At 64.5% G+C, this 16,028-nt stretch carries 13 protein-coding genes; all 13 read right to left on the bottom strand.

Annotated features, from left to right (window positions below; translation table 11 throughout):
- Positions 1–62: 62 nt before the first annotated feature.
- The 13 genes from ACFPB1_RS12105 to ACFPB1_RS12165 all read right to left on the bottom strand — a co-directional run bounded on the left by ACFPB1_RS12105 (position 63) and on the right by ACFPB1_RS12165 (position 15,903).
- Positions 63–1,865 (bottom strand): ABC transporter ATP-binding protein, encoded by a 1,803-nt coding sequence (locus tag ACFPB1_RS12105; RefSeq protein WP_379225475.1) that lies wholly within the window; start codon positions 1,863–1,865, stop codon positions 63–65.
- Between the two features lie 16 nt (positions 1,866–1,881).
- Entirely contained in the window at positions 1,882–2,820 is a 939-nt protein-coding gene (locus ACFPB1_RS12110; RefSeq protein WP_379225477.1) for an aldolase, read from the bottom strand.
- 102 nt (positions 2,821–2,922) lie between these two features.
- Positions 2,923–3,060 (bottom strand): paeninodin family lasso peptide, encoded by a 138-nt coding sequence (locus ACFPB1_RS12115; protein WP_379225479.1) that lies wholly within the window; start codon positions 3,058–3,060, stop codon positions 2,923–2,925.
- A 31-nt stretch (positions 3,061–3,091) separates the two neighbouring features.
- Positions 3,092–5,032: an asparagine synthase-related protein gene (locus ACFPB1_RS12120; protein WP_379225481.1), complete on the bottom strand. Its 1,941-nt coding sequence runs from the start codon at positions 5,030–5,032 to the stop codon at positions 3,092–3,094.
- Between the two features lie 240 nt (positions 5,033–5,272).
- Positions 5,273–6,385, bottom strand: a complete 1,113-nt coding sequence (locus tag ACFPB1_RS12125; protein ID WP_379225483.1) for a nucleotidyltransferase family protein — start codon at positions 6,383–6,385, stop codon at positions 5,273–5,275.
- A gap of 55 nt (positions 6,386–6,440) precedes the next feature.
- Positions 6,441–6,878 (bottom strand): lasso peptide biosynthesis B2 protein, encoded by a 438-nt coding sequence (locus ACFPB1_RS12130; RefSeq protein WP_379225617.1) that lies wholly within the window; start codon positions 6,876–6,878, stop codon positions 6,441–6,443.
- A 19-nt stretch (positions 6,879–6,897) separates the two neighbouring features.
- Positions 6,898–7,194, bottom strand: coding sequence for a lasso peptide biosynthesis PqqD family chaperone (locus tag ACFPB1_RS12135; RefSeq protein WP_379225485.1), 297 nt, complete (start codon positions 7,192–7,194; stop codon positions 6,898–6,900).
- Positions 7,191–8,147 carry an aldolase gene (locus tag ACFPB1_RS12140; protein WP_379225487.1) on the bottom strand — a complete coding sequence of 319 codons (957 nt, stop codon included), beginning with the start codon at positions 8,145–8,147 and terminating at the stop codon, positions 7,191–7,193. The genes ACFPB1_RS12135 and ACFPB1_RS12140 overlap by 4 nt, the downstream gene beginning before the upstream one ends.
- A gap of 104 nt (positions 8,148–8,251) precedes the next feature.
- Positions 8,252–8,380 (bottom strand): paeninodin family lasso peptide, encoded by a 129-nt coding sequence (locus ACFPB1_RS12145; RefSeq protein WP_143088857.1) that lies wholly within the window; start codon positions 8,378–8,380, stop codon positions 8,252–8,254.
- Between the two features lie 29 nt (positions 8,381–8,409).
- Complete coding sequence (locus ACFPB1_RS12150; RefSeq protein WP_379225490.1) at positions 8,410–10,350, bottom strand: asparagine synthase-related protein; 1,941 nt, start codon at positions 10,348–10,350, stop codon at positions 8,410–8,412.
- On the bottom strand, positions 10,347–11,594 hold the full coding sequence (locus ACFPB1_RS12155; protein WP_379225492.1) for a sulfotransferase family protein: 1,248 nt from the start codon (positions 11,592–11,594) through the stop codon (positions 10,347–10,349). Before ACFPB1_RS12155 ends, ACFPB1_RS12150 begins: the two co-directional genes overlap by 4 nt.
- Before the next feature lie 6 nt (positions 11,595–11,600).
- Positions 11,601–14,534 carry a chitobiase/beta-hexosaminidase C-terminal domain-containing protein gene (locus tag ACFPB1_RS12160; RefSeq protein ID WP_379225494.1) on the bottom strand — a complete coding sequence of 978 codons (2,934 nt, stop codon included), beginning with the start codon at positions 14,532–14,534 and terminating at the stop codon, positions 11,601–11,603.
- A gap of 28 nt (positions 14,535–14,562) precedes the next feature.
- Positions 14,563–15,903 (bottom strand): UDP-glucose dehydrogenase family protein, encoded by a 1,341-nt coding sequence (locus tag ACFPB1_RS12165; protein WP_379225496.1) that lies wholly within the window; start codon positions 15,901–15,903, stop codon positions 14,563–14,565.
- Positions 15,904–16,028 lie beyond the last annotated feature (125 nt).

Genomic DNA, 16,028 nt, shown 5'->3' on the forward strand with positions numbered 1-16,028 from the left:
CGCCGAGAATTTATCATTTAAGGAAATTCTCCGAATAGCAGGAAACGCAAAAAAAGCCGGGGCTACGCATTCGCCCCGGCTTGAAATTCCAGCAATTTGCCGAACGCGCCTCTGGCGTCCGCGGACAGCTGCTGGTAGCCGCCCCGCTGGATGACACGTCCTTTGTCGAGCACGAGCACTTGATCCGCGCCGCGGATCGTGGACAGCCGGTGGGCGATGACGATGATCGTCGTTTTGCCCTTCAGCCGGTCCAGCGCTTGCTGAACCTTCGCTTCGTTCTCGCTGTCCAAGGCGCTCGTCGCCTCGTCCAGAATGAGCATCGCCGGCTTGCGCAGAATCGCGCGCGCCAGCACAATCCGCTGCCTCTCCCCGCCCGACAGCCGCACTCCGCGGTCTCCGAGCACCGTATCGAGCCCCTGCGGCAGCGCCCGCACGAATTCGTCCGACGCCGAGAATTCCAAGGCTTCCCACATTTGCGCTTCGCTGGCGTCCGGCGCCGCGATCAGCAGGTTTTCCCGAATGCTCGCGTGGAACAGGAACGGATCCTGCGAGACGTAGCTGACGGAACGCCGCAGCGAGAAGCCGTCCTCCTGCCCCAGCCGCTTGCCGTCCACGAGCACTTCGCCTTCCTGCGGCTTGATGAGCCCGATCAGCAGGTCGATCAAGGTGCTCTTGCCCGCGCCGGACTTGCCGACGATCGCCGTCATGCTGTTCACCGGAATAGACAGGCTGACGTCCTCGAGGGCATACCCCGCGCCGCCGCTCTCGTACTTATAATGAATGCCGCGGCATTCGATGCCCTCGTTCATGCGCAGCGGCTTGGCCTCCGGCGCGGCGTCCACGTTATCCAGCTCCTTCGCGAGCAAGCATTCCCGCTCCAGGTCCGCCAAGCTCTTGAAGGCCGGCAGCGACTGGGCGATCTGCTCCCAGTTGGCCTGCAGCGCCGAAAATTTCGGCCACAGCCGGGAGAAGATGACGATGATCAGCACGAGGCTTTCGGCCGGCACCTTGAACGCTTCGAGCGACAGGAACACGAACAGCGAGATCAGCACGACGGAGGCGACCTTGTAGACGAACTGCGAGGCCGACTGCGTGCGGCCGAAATGCACGAGGTTATGCTCCATCCGGCTGCAGAGCGCGCGGAACCACGACATATGCTGCGCTTCCGTCATATTGCTCTTGATGTCCTTCATGCCGTTGAAGTGATCGGTCATGCCCCCGATATACTGCTGCGCGAGCTCCGTCGTCTCATCCCCGATCGTCTTCGAACGCTTGATGAACTTGCTGGAATAGACCGCGACCGCAAGGCCGCAGACCAGCACCATGGCCGTGAGCTTGGCCGACAGCCAAAATGCGAAGCCGATCTGCACGGCGGTGAACAGCAGCGTCGTCGTCAGGCGCAGCGCCAGGTAGGTGCTCATGCTGACGCGCAGCAGCTCGTTCGTCATGACGTGCGTGAAGTCGGAACGGCGGTTCTTCAGGTAGAACGGCCATCCGGCCTGCAGCAACCCGCGGTACAGGTCCTCGCGCAGGTAGCGGATGAAGCCGTGCTGGATTTCCAGGTTCAAGTTCGACTGCTTGCGCTGCATGAGCGCCTGCCCCGTGATGAGTACGATAAACCCGCCCAGCAGCACGGCGAGCCGCGTCTTCTCCGGAATCGCCTTCAGCGGCTCCACGAGCCCGGACACGAACGGAATGCCGCTCGTGTTCAGCGAGAAGATCCCGATCAGGCCGAGCGCGGGGACGAGCATGAAGATGCCGATGCCCTCGAGGAAGCTGATCAGCGTCATGCCGATCAGATTCACGTAGAGCTTGTAGCCGGCGTACCGGCGAAGCTTGTCGATATAATGAAACAAATGCTTCATGGTCTGTTCTCCCTCCTTATCCGTGCGAGATTCCCGCGCCGTCGCCGGCCGCCTCCAGCACGAGCGCGACCAGCTCGTCCGCGCTGAAGCCGTTCTCCGGCCGGCGGAGCTGGTACATCGCGATGCGGTCGACGACGGAGACGGACGTCGAGAAATGGCGGTGGTCCAGACCGAGCCGGGATATCAGAAATTGGCGGTACGTATGATAGCGGACGGTCGGCAGCCGCTCGAGTCCGCGCAGGCGGCGCAGCTCCGCGCGGCTGCCGTCCGTCTTCACGAGCTCGAAGACGCCCGCGAGCGGAACGGGCTCGCTGCAGAACCGCTGCGCGACCGGAATCCCGAACTTCGTCGCGTACAGCGGGACATAGCGGCCATCCCGCATGCCGAGCCGGTCGATGCTTTCCTGCCACAGCTTCTGCTGCGGGTAGGCGGGAATGACGTACGGGACGCGGTCGCGCGTCAGCGTGACGGCGACGACGTCGTCGGTCAGCAGCGGATAGCCGCGCTGCAGCAGGGCGGCGGCGAGCGTCGACTTGCCCGCGCCGGAATCGCCGACGAACGCGTACGCCTTGCCGCCGATGACGACGGCGCTGCCGTGCAGCGGCAGCAGCTGGCGCTGGAACAGCAGCGCGCCCATGCAGGTGCCGAGCAGGTACAAGCGGACGGCTGTCTCCGAGGCGCCCTCCGCCGGCGTGACGGCGATCTCCCTGCCGTCTCGGACCCGGTAGATCCCCGTGCCTTCGATGCGCAGCATGAATTCGCCGTCGCCGAATGCGTAGCAGCCGCCCTCCTCCCCTGCCCGTTCTTCCCATATCGCCGTCAACGCTTCTCTGCGGATGCATACGTCCGCTTCGCCGTCCGCTTCCGCGTCCGCAAGCAGTTCCGGCAGGTCGATCTCGCTCGCGATTGCGAGCCCGAACGCCCGGTACCGCATGCGCTGTGCCGCTACCTTCATCTTCCTCACCTTTTCTTCCTTGTCATGTCCCGATCTATGATGAAAAGCCCTTATACGCCTAGCGCGCATAAGAGCCTAAGGTTAAACGCGTACCGCTTCCGATTAGGATTCGTTGTCGTGAGCGTGGCCGTTGTTGCCGCCTTTGCCGTTCTTATCCGGGAAAACGCCGTTCGGTCCGCCCATCGTCGCGCTGACGTCCAGAATCTCCAGCGTCAGTTCCTGCCAAGCTTTCCGTTCCATTTGCTTCACCTCCCTTCAAAGCAGCCCGCGCCTACGCCAGGCTCCGCAAAAACCGCCACGCGATCAGCGCCCGCATGAGCAGCCGCGCATCCGGATCGTACGCGTACTCCGGACGGGGCTCCGGCCCGATCCGCTCCAGCGACGCTTGGATCTGGGCCACGTTCAAATAGCCAGCGGCGGCGGAATCGCGGCAGAGCAGCCGCAGCTCTTCGACGAAGCGCGGCCACGCCGGCCGCATCCGGTGCAGCCAATCCGCGCCCTGCACGCCGCGCACGCGCTGGTTCAACCGCACGTCGTCCGGCAAGTACGAGGCCGTCGCCCGGCGGATGAGCGCGCGGTCCATACCGTGCCGGACGTACTGCTCGTCCGGCACCGACAGGCAGAAGCGGATGACACGCGGATCGGCCGTCGGGTCCCGCTCCCAGACGCCGTAGCGCAGGGAGAACTTGGTGATGGACGTGCCCTGGTGGTTGGAATACGCTAGGTTGCCGAATTGGTAGTCCCGCGCCGCGAACTCGTCGAAGTCCGCACCTTCGAGGCCGACGTCGTGGCCCGCCAGCCGGGCGTAGACGTCCGTTCTGGCGGCCAGATCCGGATGGATGAGCCGTGGCTCCGGGGCCGTCCGCGGGCGGCGGGACGCGATGCTCGCCGCGAACGGAAACGCCTGCTTCCCGATGGCCGGCAGCAGCCGCGACCGGCCGACGTTGACGCGCTGGCCGTACTGCTTGAGCTCGCGGTACAGCCGGACCCAGCGCAGCCTGCGCAGCAGCCGGGCGTAATAATCCATGGCCGGTCCCCAGGAGACGGAATAGTTCCCCCGCGCTCCCGTCAGCAGCACGCCGACGCCGTCGGCCTGCGCCCGTTCGAGGATGCCTTTGATCCAGAACGAATTCTCGAAGAACTTATAAGGGCCTTCCAGAAGTCCGATCAGATCCTCGATCTCGCCGTAGGGGTCCCGCCCCGCGAAGTCGAGGCCGCTGTACGCCATGTTGCCCACGTGCCCGACCGTCGAGCGAATGTACGGGCTCTCGTCGGCCGCGAGCCTTCTAGGTGTCCAATCCGCGAAATCCGGAGCCGGCACGTAGCTATACGCTTGCAGCGTCTTGCCCGCCGCCTGCAGCGGCCCGGCGGCGAAGCCGACGACCGCGCCGGAATCCAAGCCGCCGCTCAGGCTCGCGCCGACCTGCCGGAACGTGCGCAGCTTCGAGGCGACCGCATCGCGGAACACGTCGCGGAACGCCTCCTCGTACTCGCCGTCCGACCGCAGCTGCAGCCGCTCCTGCGGCGCGTCCAGCGTGTCGTACTGTCCGAGCGTCAGCCGTCCGTCCTCGACCGCCAGCCAATGCGCCGGCGGCAGCTGCTCGATCGAGCGGTACACCGTGCCGCGCACGTCGACGGCGTCGAGAATGACCGGAATCGCGAGAAACTCCGCGAGCCACGACTCGTTGACTTCCGTTCGCGCGCCGGGCAGCGCCAGCAAGGGACGCGCGGCCGTGCAGAACGCGAATCGCTTCGCGTCCCGGCGGTAATGCAGCGTACGGCTTCCCAGCAGATCGCGGGCGCCGAACAGCAGCCGCTTCCGCTCGTCCCACAGGACGAAGGCGTAATCGCCGATCAGCCGGCGGGGCGCTTCCTTGCCCCACTTCAGGTAGGCCGCCGCGATCAGCTCGGCGTCGCCCATCCGGCTTCCGCGCCCGGGCTCGATGCCCAGCAGGCCGAAGAGCTCCTCCCGGTTGTCGAGAATCGCGTCCGCGGCGACGGCTACCCGGGTTCGTTCGTCGTAATGCGGCAGGCGTTCGCCGACGGACTCCGGCGTGATCCATTGGACATGGCAGCCGAGGAAGACGGGGCCGCCCCGCCAGACGCGCGCGTCGTCGGCCGGGTAACGCCGCAGCGCCTCCATCAGCCGGCCGCCGTCTTCCTCCGGGACCGGTCCGCCGTCGTAGTTGATAATACCGGCAATTGCGCTCATGCTGTCCTCCGGTGCTTCCGGCCCTTCGCCGCGGCGCGACCCCGAGGTCCCGAATGCGGCGGCGGCCTTTCCGTACTCGTGTATGGTTCGTGTATGGTTCGAGTATAGTGAGTCTTTATTCATTTAGCGCGTTATCGCTGTGTTCCCCTATACCATTCGACGAATCCCGCCATTTTACGGGGGTCATGCCCCGATTCACGCTATCCGGGGAATAATGGGATTTCGCCCGGATCCTGCTTATCATGCTCCCTGCTTCACCTGCCGCCACAGCCAGACGAACGGGCGCAGGGGGAAATACAGGAAGTGCAGCGGCTTCGGCAGCGGCAGCGCCTCCGTGTCCCGAAAGCTCGGGTACAGCTGGCTGATCAGGTAGACCGACTTCTGCCGCTTCGTCTTCAGGGCGAACAAGTACCGCTTGTACACGCGGTTCAGCTCCTTGTCGGCCGGCGCGAACGAGACCATGTCCCGAATGAAATAGAGCGAGCGCTCCGCCAGCTCGCACCGGTGACCGCCCGCGAGCATCGGGGCCGCATCGGGCGGAACCGGCGTGCCGAGCATCGCGGCGGCGAGCGTCAGCGCCTGGCCGCCGAGCTGCAGGCAGCCGTAACGGCGCATCATCGCGGCGAGCATGCCCCAATCGAGGCCGAGGCGCGCGAGCCGGTCGATGTCGGCCAGCCAGCGCAGCCGGAACCAGCCGTGGCGGGCGCCGTGCGAGACGAGGTACATGAACAGATCCTCGCCGCCGAGCAGATGCACATCCCGCTTCGACAGCGGACTGCGCCGGCTCCGGCGCCACAGCTCCTCGAACGGCGGCTCCTTGCCCATGTCGGAATTGAGCCGCCAATGGAGCTCCACCTGGACGCGCGTCTCCGGATGCGTGAAGGAGATATGATGCACCTTCCACTTCCAGTTGAAGACGCGCGGCACGCCGCCGTCGCTCCTGTAGCCGAGCCGCAGCAGCCGCTCCTCGGCGGCTTCGACTTCCTCCATCGGCACGAGGACGTCGAGGTCCTTGGACGTGCGCAGCGAGAGGTCGCCGTACAGCTCCTTTGCGAGCACCGGCCCTTTCAGCACGATCGGCCGGATGCCGGATTCCTGCAGCTCGGCACAGACGCGCTCCATTTCCCCGCTCAGCCTAAGCATTTGAAACGCATTGCGCATGAAATCGCCTTGAAGGGCTTGCAGCACATCGGCCGGAATCAATTGGCTGGTCTTCAGCCGGGCGTACAGCTGGGGGTACACCCGATGATGCCGGACAAGCGCCAGGAATTGATTCCAATCGATGTGCGGCACCGATGGCCCGTCCGATCGCCGCTCCCGCGCTTCGTCATCCGACCGCATGAAAGCCAGCATGATGTGTAGTTCCTCCGGAAAAGCGCTCAAATCCAGCGTACAATCGTGTTCCATATCAGGCACCTTCCATCCTCTCCGCGCGCGTTGCCGTTCCGAACGAGGCCACGGCCGTGAAATTTCGCATTTCCTCGGCGCCGGTCACGTAGAAGGGTCCGCTGCGCAGCCAAGCGTGCGCAATCATCTTCCCTCCGGCGTCCCGCGCCGTTCCCAAATACAGCGTGCTCGCGATGCTCCGCCGCTCCAGCATCTTCTTGGCGGCGATCGCCCGCACCAGGCATTGGCTTTCCCAGAACGTGTGGCGGCTCATCGTCTGAATCGCCTGCGCCACGCGCCGGATCGCCGCCTCTTCGGCCGGCTCGAGCACGTACGGCGTCTCCTGCATGCGGCGCCCGAGAGAGGGCGCGATGCGCGCGAAGGGCAGCGCCTTCAGAACGCGCGCGAGACCCAGGTACAGCATCGCTTCCGCCATCAGCCGCTTCTTCCCGAGCGGCATCGACCAGAATTTCGCCAGCTTACCCTTCACCTTTCTGCACCTCGATGAGCGCTTCCTCATGCAGGTTTTTCAGAAATGCCGTCACCTGCTCCTCGCAAGCCGCGCGGTCGATGTCGTATTCCGCCACGAGCTCGTCGACGAGCCGCTTGACCGGAATCGGCGTGGCCATCAGCTCCCATACCCGTCCGCCGACCGCACCGAGATTGTAATATTTGCCGGAGTTCACGCTGAACATGACCTTCTCGCCGCTCATGTCGCTGACCACGCTGCCCGCCGACTGTACCACCGTTTGTTCTACCAAAGTTAAATGCGTCATTGCCGTCGCTCTCCTTCTCGTATCGTGTGTATGATCGCTTCCGCAAGCCGCCGGGCCGTGAACCCTTCGACCGGCCTGCTCAGCTGATGCAAGTCCGTATGGTTGGCGATCTCCGCCGCCGTCTTGAAATGCCACTGCGCCAGCCCCAGCCGGTGAATGAGCCGGTTGCGGTACGTATGGAGCAGCAGGACGCGAAGCCGTTCGAGATTCGGCAGCGGGCGGATCGCGATCTCGCCGACCTGCGCCGGCAGCAGCTCGAACACGCCGCCGAGCGGCAGCGAAGCGTCGCAGAACCGCGCGGCCGCCGGGACGGCGAACTTCGTCGTTTCCCGGTAAATCGGCTGCAGCCGCTCCTGCTCGGCGTTCAGGCCAAGCCGCTCGAGGCTCTCCCGCCACAGCTTCTGCTGCGGATAAGCCGGCGCCACGACGGGATAGCCGTCCGCTCCTGCCGGCGTCACCGCGATGACGTCGTCGCTCACGAGCCGGTACCCTTCTTCGCCGAACACCGCCGCGAGCGTTGACTTGCCCGCGCCGGAATCGCCGACGAACGCGTACGCTTTGCCGTCGATCTCGACCGCGCTTCCGTGCAGCGGCAGCGTGCCGCGCAGCAGCAGCAGCGCGCCCATGCACGTGCCGAGCAGATAGACGCGCACTTTCTCGGGCTCCGCGCCGGGCAGCGGGGACACCGTGATGGTCCTGCCGTCCTCGATGCAGTAGAACGCCGTCTCCGGAATCAAGAAGAGAAAGCGGTTGCCGATGCGCGAGAAATTGCTGCTCGCCGCGTCGAGCTCCTCTTCCAGCCGGTCAGTGGCGCCGTAAACGATCGTAACGTCCGCTTGCTCCCGTTCGCCGCCGTCCGCGGCCGCGGAAAGCTCGGGAAGCGGAATCTCGCTCGCGAGACGCAGGCCGAACGCCGTATACGCGTAAGCCGTTTGCCGCAATGCCGGTATCATGCCGTTCAGCTCCTTTTCGCCCGAATGAAGAAGATGTCCTTACATAACCCGGAACCGGATTATATAAGGACATGCCTCGACATTCTTTAAGTATGATGCGGGTATTAGCTCGGGTTGTAGATGTCCATGTCGTCCGTCGTTACGTAGTCGATCGTCGTGTTGCCTTTGCCATACATCGTCTCGCTAACTTCGAGGGATTCCAGCGTAGGAATCGTCCATTCTTTCTTTGCCATTCGTCTCACCTCCCTTCATGTAGTATGGATCATGAGAACCGCTTCAGGAACCGGTAGATGATGAGGCTGCGCATCAGCATCCGCAGCTCCGGCCGGAACGCGTGCTCCGGGCGCGGCGCGCCGCCGAGTGCGGCAAGCGTCTCGCGGATCCGCCCGGTGTGCAGGTACGCTTCCGCCGCGGGATCCGCGCACAGCTGCTGCAGCTCGCGCTCGAGCATCGTCCAGGCGGGCAGGATTCGGTGGACCCAATCCGCGCCCTGGACGCCCCGCACCCGCTGATTCAGCCGCACCTCGTCGGGCAAGTAGTGCTTCGTCGCCCGGCGGATGAGCGCGCGGTCGAGGCCGCCCTTCGCGTACTGCTCGACCGGCACCGAGAAGCAGAACCGGACGACCCGGGGATCGCTGGTCGGGTCGCGCTCCCATACGCCGTAGCGCAGGGACAGCTTCGTCGCCGAGGCGCCGTTCTTGTTGCCGACCGGCAGGCTCTTCAGCTTCTCCTTCCGGACTTCCACCGGATCGTCGATCAGCGTGCCGTTCGGGCCGATCCGCTGGTCCCGCAGCTTGGCGAACACGCGGGTCCGCGCGGCGAAGTCGGGATGGATCAGCAGCTCCGGAATGCCGGGGCCGGCTTCGCCGCCGCCGCGCTTGCCCAGCGCCGGGAACGCCTCGCGGCAGATGAAGGACAGCAGGCGGGAACCGCCGATGCCTTTGTTAGCGCGGTATAGCTGGAATTCCCGCATCAGCCGCACCCACTTCATCTCCCGGAGCAGCCGGGCGTAGACGTAGACCGCGGGGCCCCACGATACCGTGAAATTGCCTCTGGCCCCGGTCAGCAGCACGCCCGCGTCTTGCCCGGCCGCCTGCTCGTGCACGCCCTTCAGCCAGAACGAGTTCTCGAAGAACTTGTACGGCGTCTCCAGGATGTCGAGCCATTCGTCGATCTGGGCCATCGGACTGACGCCGTCGAAATCCAGGTACCGGTCCGAGATATTCCCGACGTGGCGCGCCGTCGCCTTCATGTAAAGGCTCTCGTCTGCCGTCGCGCTCGCGGGCGTCCAATCTTCGAAGCCGCCCGCCGGCACGTAGCTGTACGTGTGCAGCGTCTTCCCCTCGTCCCGCAGCGCGCGGGCCGCGAAGCTCGCGACTGCGCCGGAATCGAGGCCGCCGCTCAGCGTCGCCGCCACCTGGCGGTGCGTGCGGAGCCGGGACTTCACCGCTTCCCGGAACACGTCCCGGAACGCCTCCTCGTACTCGCCGTCCGACTTCAGACGGAGCATCTCCTTCGGCTCGAGCGAGCCATAGCCGAGGAGCGACACCCGGCCGTCCGCGACGACGATGGCGTGCGCCGGCGGCACCTGGTGCACGTTCCGGTACGGCGTGGCGCCGACGTCCGTGGACTCGTACATCTCCGGGATGGCCATGAACTCCGCGAGCCACGCTTCGTTCAGCGCCTTCGCCGCCCCCGGCATCGCGAGCAGCGGCGCCATCGCCGTGGCGAAGGCGAACCGCTCCCCGCTCTGGCTGTAGTACAGGCAGCGGTGGCCGAGCAGGTCCCGCGCGCCGAAGAGCAGCCGGTTCGTCTCGTCCCAGATGACGAAGGCGAAGTCGCCGATCAAGTAGTCCGGCGCGGAGCGGCCCCACTTCCGGTAGGCGAGCAGGATCAGCTCGCCGTCCGGCATCCCCGCGCGCAGCCCCTGCGGCACGTCCAGCAGGCGAAACAGCTCCCGGCGGTTGTCGAGCATCGCGTCGGACACGATCGCGAGCCCGTTCGCCGGGTCATGGAAGGGCAGCCGCTCGCCGACCGATTCCGGCGTGATCCACTTGGCGCGGCAGCCGAGGAAGACGGGGCCGTCCGTCCACGTCCGGACGTCGTCGGCTTCGTACCGCTCCATGGCCGCCATCATCGCGGCGCCGTCCTCGTAGCCGGCCGGCTGGCCGTCCAGCCGCAGCACCCCGGCGATCGCGCTCATTTCTTGCCTCCGCCGCCCAGGTACGCGGACGCCAGGGACGAGAGCCGGCTGCCGAACGGGATGATCGCCTTAAGCCGATTGATCTTGCGGCTCGTCGCCTCGAGCTGCGCCTTCAGGCGCTGCTGCTCCATCGCGCCGAGCTGCAGCCGCTGCTCGAGGGCGCGCACCCGCATCTGCAGCCGGACCGTCTCCGCCCGGCTCGCGTCCGCTTCCTTCGCGGCCGGCTGGCGCGGCACGGCCGCCGAACCGCTGGCCAGCGGTTCGGCCTTCAGCGCGTAGCCCGGCGTCCAGACGCAGCCCGTCGCTTCCGTCAGCCGCCCTGTTCGCAGCGCCAGCAGCTCCGCGTCCGGCTCGTCCTCGAAGCGTGCGCCGGTCAGCTTCTCCGCTTCCTCGAGCTCCGCCTCGTAGCCCAGCTCGCGGAAGATCCGGGCGCCGAGGGCGCGGCCGTACAGCTCGATTTCGCGCTTGTCCAGCACGTCTTTCCAGAGGTCCACGGAATCCCGGTTCGGCGCTTGATGCTCCGCGACGAACGGGTCTCCGACGCCCATGCTGAAGTACAGCTCGGACTTGGCGGTGTGCATGTAATCGCCGTACCGCTCCATGCCTTCCTCGTAGTCCAGGCCGAGGAAGCGGCAGGTCTCCGCCAGCTGCCCCCGCGGATCGGTCACTAGCCGTTCGTAGTGCAGCCGGTGCGCGTACGGATGCGCATTGGCGAAATAATCGCGGTAGCGGAACAGGCCGACGGTCAGATCGACGATCTTCATCTCCAGCGCCGGCTGCCGCAGCGCCTCCGCGAAATCGAACGCGCCGCCGCGCTGCTGGCCGACCTTCTTGTTCGAGGCGAGCACCGCGAACGGATTGCGGATCAGCCAGATCCGCTTCGACTGCGGGAACAGCTTGTCGAGAAATTCCAGGACATAGTAATATCGGGGCGACTTGTCGATGACCAGCTCCGCTCCCTCGCTGCTCTGCAGCAAGCCGTTGTACGCCTCCAGCGCGAAAGCCCGGCACGCGTCCTCGAACGCGTCCTGCGGCAGCACGCCGTTGAAGAATTGGCTGATGATGCCCGTGCCGCCGTACGCCCGGCGCTGCGGCGCCTGCAAGTCGCGGAGGCTCATCAGAAACCACATTTCCTGCGTGGCGAACATTTTGCTATGATTTTGCAGCATCACCGTCGCCAAGGAGCTTCCGCTTCTCGGCGTGCAGAGCAGAAAGACGAGATTGTTGCCGTTCGAATCGACCATTGCAGCTCACCCTTTGTTGAAATCGTAGTAGAATTTCGGCCGCTCTCCGAGCATGACTTTATAGATATCGTCGTTCGACACCTTGACGCCCGCCAAATAATCCTTGTACGGACGGTCCGCGACGTTGACGAGCCCGGAGTTGTAATGCTCGCCCCATTCGTCCTGCCAATAGCGGCCGAGGCCGGCCTGGTCCACGTAATTGAACAGGTGCGTGCCGACGATGTAAGGCAGCGTCACGACGCCTTCCACGTAATTGCGGTAACGCATCCCGCGCTGGAACTGGTTGAACGCCGAGTTCGGCAGCAGCGGCTGCAGCCCCTGCTCGCCCGTGCCGTAGCCGAATTCGCTGAGCAGGATCGGCTTGCCGCCGGATTCCTCGTAGACGTCCTTCAGCAGATCGGTCTCGATCTTGTAGCTGTAATAGTTGATGCTGAGGACGTCCACGTACTTCCCTTCCGTCTCCGCGAGCGGCGTCCGGAACTTCGCGTTATGGAACGTCGTCGTGATCCACCGGTCCCCGAGCAGCAGATGGTTCGGGTCGTGCTTGCGGTAGATCCGCGAGACGGTGCCGAAGAACGTATCGAGGTAGTACGCGTAGAAGTCGTCCATGTCGGCCCACGACGCCGACGTCTTGACCGTCAGCGCGGCTTCCCGCGCGTCGGCGAACGACTGGAAGCTCGTACCCCACGCCGCGTTGAACTTCTCCACCGTCCCGTACTTGTCCGCCAGCCGCTGCACCAGCTTCCCTTTGATGGCGGCGCTGCTCGCCTTCAGCTTCGGCACGTCCGAATAGAACTTGTGGAAGTCGTATTCGTTGTCGATGAAATAGCCGATCAGCATGGGGTCGTCCTTATGCGGCGTCAGCGTTTTGCTGAACGCGTCGTCGAGCTTCGCTTCCGCGTTCGGCGCGAAGATATCGAAGATCGAGATGCCCTTCAGCTTGGCCCAGTTCATCGTGCTGAGCGGCAGCATTCGCACATACGGCATGTTGCCGTCTTCGCCATACTTCTCGGGCGAGTAGTTGCCGACGCCGTTGAAGCCCCACTTCTTCAGCCGGTCGACCGCGGTCATGTAGACGGAATGCTCGGTCGGGAACGTGCCGGTCTTGCGGAAGACGTTGGCCATGTAGAAGGAGAAGTTGGCATTCCCGAGATACGCGTTCTTGAATTTGCTCTCGTACGGCGGGATGGCTTCGAACTTCTGCTCCCGGCCCTTCACCTTCGTGTACGTCTCGTTCGGCGTCACGCCGTTCACCGCGAGGCTGAAGTACAGGTCGCCGTTCGGCGCGGTCATGACCTTGCGCCCGTTCAGCTCTTGGATGGCGAAAAACCCTTTCGCCTGCAGTCCGTATTTGGCCGCGCTGCCGGCCAAGCCGCCATAGCTGTCGCGGTCGTTCGGCGCCTGAAGGTTCCCGTAATAGGCCTCGTCGGTTTTCGCGTCTTCGGTCAGCTGGCTGTCGCTGGTCACCTTGCCGGAGAAGTTGGCTTTCTTCATCTGCCCGTACTTGTCGACCTCGACTTCGCTGCTCGCGTTCACCGTATACTTGCGGATCGGGCTCGGCACGTAGCCGTCCTTGACCGCGTACGTCTCGATGATGTTATAGTCCGCGAGGTCGAGCGGCGACGTGTAGGGCACGAAATCGGATCCCTTGTTCAGCCGGTAATAGATGCGCGCATCCGCCGTCTTCGAGGACAGCTCAACCTTGGCCGTTCCATCGGACACCGCCGACGCCAGCTGGACCGACGCCGTGTTGCGGTTCAGCACGACCTTCGTTACTTGCGGCGACCAGTTGTTTGCCGCCCCGGTCAGCATGATCTTCACATACCGCGTACCCGGAGGCAGCGCCGTCGCCTCGTAGGCGTACGGCTGCCAATTGCTCTGCGGGTACCCGGCCGCCATATCTTCCGCCTGCACCTCGGTGTAGGTCTTGCCGTCCGCCGAGGCATAGAACCGCTGGTCCTCGAGCGGCACGCCCGTGAAGTAGCTGCCGTACACCGTGAAGGACGTAATGTCGTACTCCGTGCGGTAGACGATGAAGCCGTCGCCCGCGCTGGTGCGCGCGATCCGGCCGGCGTCGTTGTCGAAGTAGCCGGGATCGTTCTTCGCAATGTACAGGTTGGAGCGTCCGGCGCTCTGCTTGAAGCCGGTGAGCTCATCGATCAGCCCGACGGGCTCTTCGTCCGGGACCGTCACTTCATACTGGTAGGTCGACACCTGGCCGGCGGCCGACTTGCCCGTGCCGGAATGCTTCACGGCCGTCGTCTTCAGCGTCATGCTGCCGAGCACCGGAATCGGCGAAAAATAGTGCTTCCGGGTCTTCGAGCTGCGGGGATCGCTGCCGTCGGTCGTGTAGTAGACCGTCTCGCCCGCCTCCGACCGGTTCAGCATGATCATCCGGCCGTAAGACACTTTCCCCGAGGGAACGCTGGCGCCGACGCTGAACGGACCGTTCAGCACGACCTTCCCGATCGCGGGCAATCCTTCCGTACCGCCCGGGAAGGTGATCTTTATAAACCGCGTGCTGCCCGAGAACGCCCGCGACTCGTACACGACGGCGCCGCCGCCGTGGTCGTGAATGTCCGGCGTGACCGTTTTATACGCCTTCCCGTCGCTCGAGATCGAGATGACCGGATGGACGCGCTCGCCGCCTTCGCCGAAGAAGGCGTAGATCGAGAAGGAGCGAAGATAGCTCTTCTCCTTCGTGCGGTAGGTCATATACTCGCCGGCTGCGCCGCTCGGCGCGACGCGCGTCGTGTCCCGGGCGTCGCCCGGAACGTTCAGCAGCTTGAGCGACGGCGAGTGGTCGTAGACCGCGTTCCAGTTCTGCAACGCATCGACTTCGATTTCATAGGCGGGCGGGACGGCGTCTCCGAGCACATGCGCCGGGATCATACCGGCGAGGAGGCCAAGCGCCGCCAGGCACACCAACTTTTTTTTCACGATCGGTTCTCCTTTATTCAAGGGCCCATTAGGTCAAGAGGGCCGACAATTCCTCCTTAACGCCTTGGTTCAAACGCGGGCGGCCGATGGAGTAATAAATGAAGGAGGTATTCGCCACATCCGCTTCCTTGAACACGTTCCGTCCGTCGATCAGAATCGGCTTGCGCAATAACGTCTGCAGCTGGCCGAGGTCCGTCCGGACGAATTCTTCCCATTCCGTCAGCAGGCAGAGCGCGTCCGCGCCCGTCGCGGCTTCGAGGGCATCATCGCACCACATGACGCCGTTGTCGCCGTACATAGTCCGGAAGTTCTGCATCGCGATCGGGTCGTACGCCTTGACGTGCGCGCCGCTGCGGATCAAGTATTGAATGATTTCGAGCGCCGGCGATTCCCGGACGTCGTCGGTGTTCGGCTTGAACGCCACGCCCCAGATCGCGATCGTCTTCCCCTGCAGCTCGCCGTCGAAGATCGACTCGAGCTTGCGGATGACGCTCATCCGCTGATCCTGGTTCACTTCGACGACCGCGCGCAGCAGCTTGAATTCGTAGTCGACGTTGCCGGCGATCTGGATGAGCGCCCGCGTGTCCTTCGGGAAGCAGGAGCCGCCGTAGCCGATGCCCGCTTTCAGGAACGCGTGGCCGATCCGCTTGTCGAATCCCATCCCTTCCGCGACGCGGGTCACGTCGGCGCCGACTTTCTCGCAGATGTTCGCGATTTCGTTAATGAACGAAATCTTCGTCGCGAGGAACGCGTTCGACGCGTACTTCAGCATCTCCGCGCTGCGGATGTCCGTGACGACGATGTTGTCGGTCAGCGGCCGGTGCAGCTGCACGAGCGTCTCCGCGGCGGCGTCGGAATCGGCGCCGATCACGATCCGGTCCGGATGCATCGTATCCTGGACGGCCGAACCCTCGCGGAGAAATTCCGGCAGCGAGATGCTGTCGAACCGTTCCGCCGTCCGGCTGCGAATCAGCCGCGCGACGCGCTCGTTCGTGCCGACGGGCACGGTGCTCTTGACCGCGATGATCTTGTATCCGTTCATCGCTTCGCCGATCTCGGCCGCCGCCCCGTCGATGTAAGCGAGGTTCGCCTCCCCGTTCGGGAGCGAAGGCGTGCCGACCGCGATGATGACGAACTCCGCCTGGCCGACCGCTTCGCGCAGGTCGCTCGTGAAGCTCAGCCGTCCGGCCGCCATGTTCTTGACCGACAGCTCCTGCAGGCCCGGCTCGTAAATCGGGATGCCCCCGTTTTGCAGCGTCTCGACCTTCGCGAGGTCCTTATCGACGCAGATGACCCGGTGTCCGAGCTCGGCGTAGCAGATGCCCGAGACGAGCCCGACGTAGCCGGTGCCGATGACTGTGATGTTCATGGACTGATCACTCCTAAGGCGTTTTCTTTAGAAAACGCATCTTCGTAAGCGTAGGCTGGCGTTTTCTTAGAAAACGCGACTTCGTAAGCATAAGCTGGCGTTTTCCGAAGAAAACGCATCTTCGT

It is taken from the genome of Paenibacillus sp. GCM10023250, assembly GCF_042653205.1.
GTDB lineage: Bacteria > Bacillota > Bacilli > Paenibacillales > Paenibacillaceae > Paenibacillus_Z.

Excerpts from the sequence above, each read along its gene's own strand:
- ACFPB1_RS12105 (WP_379225475.1), bottom strand. The coding sequence starts at position 1,865 with ATGAAGCATTTGTTTCATTATATCGACAAGCTTCGCCGGTACGCCGGC.
- ACFPB1_RS12110 (WP_379225477.1), bottom strand. The coding sequence starts at position 2,820 with ATGAAGGTAGCGGCACAGCGCATGCGGTACCGGGCGTTCGGGCTCGCA.
- ACFPB1_RS12115 (WP_379225479.1), bottom strand. The coding sequence starts at position 3,060 with ATGGAACGGAAAGCTTGGCAGGAACTGACGCTGGAGATTCTGGACGTC.
- ACFPB1_RS12120 (WP_379225481.1), bottom strand. The coding sequence starts at position 5,032 with ATGAGCGCAATTGCCGGTATTATCAACTACGACGGCGGACCGGTCCCG.
- ACFPB1_RS12125 (WP_379225483.1), bottom strand. The coding sequence starts at position 6,385 with ATGCTGGCTTTCATGCGGTCGGATGACGAAGCGCGGGAGCGGCGATCG.
- ACFPB1_RS12130 (WP_379225617.1), bottom strand. The coding sequence starts at position 6,878 with ATGCCGCTCGGGAAGAAGCGGCTGATGGCGGAAGCGATGCTGTACCTG.
- ACFPB1_RS12135 (WP_379225485.1), bottom strand. The coding sequence starts at position 7,194 with ATGACGCATTTAACTTTGGTAGAACAAACGGTGGTACAGTCGGCGGGC.
- ACFPB1_RS12140 (WP_379225487.1), bottom strand. The coding sequence starts at position 8,147 with ATGATACCGGCATTGCGGCAAACGGCTTACGCGTATACGGCGTTCGGC.
- ACFPB1_RS12145 (WP_143088857.1), bottom strand. The coding sequence starts at position 8,380 with ATGGCAAAGAAAGAATGGACGATTCCTACGCTGGAATCCCTCGAAGTT.
- ACFPB1_RS12150 (WP_379225490.1), bottom strand. The coding sequence starts at position 10,350 with ATGAGCGCGATCGCCGGGGTGCTGCGGCTGGACGGCCAGCCGGCCGGC.
- ACFPB1_RS12155 (WP_379225492.1), bottom strand. The coding sequence starts at position 11,594 with ATGGTCGATTCGAACGGCAACAATCTCGTCTTTCTGCTCTGCACGCCG.
- ACFPB1_RS12165 (WP_379225496.1), bottom strand. The coding sequence starts at position 15,903 with ATGAACATCACAGTCATCGGCACCGGCTACGTCGGGCTCGTCTCGGGC.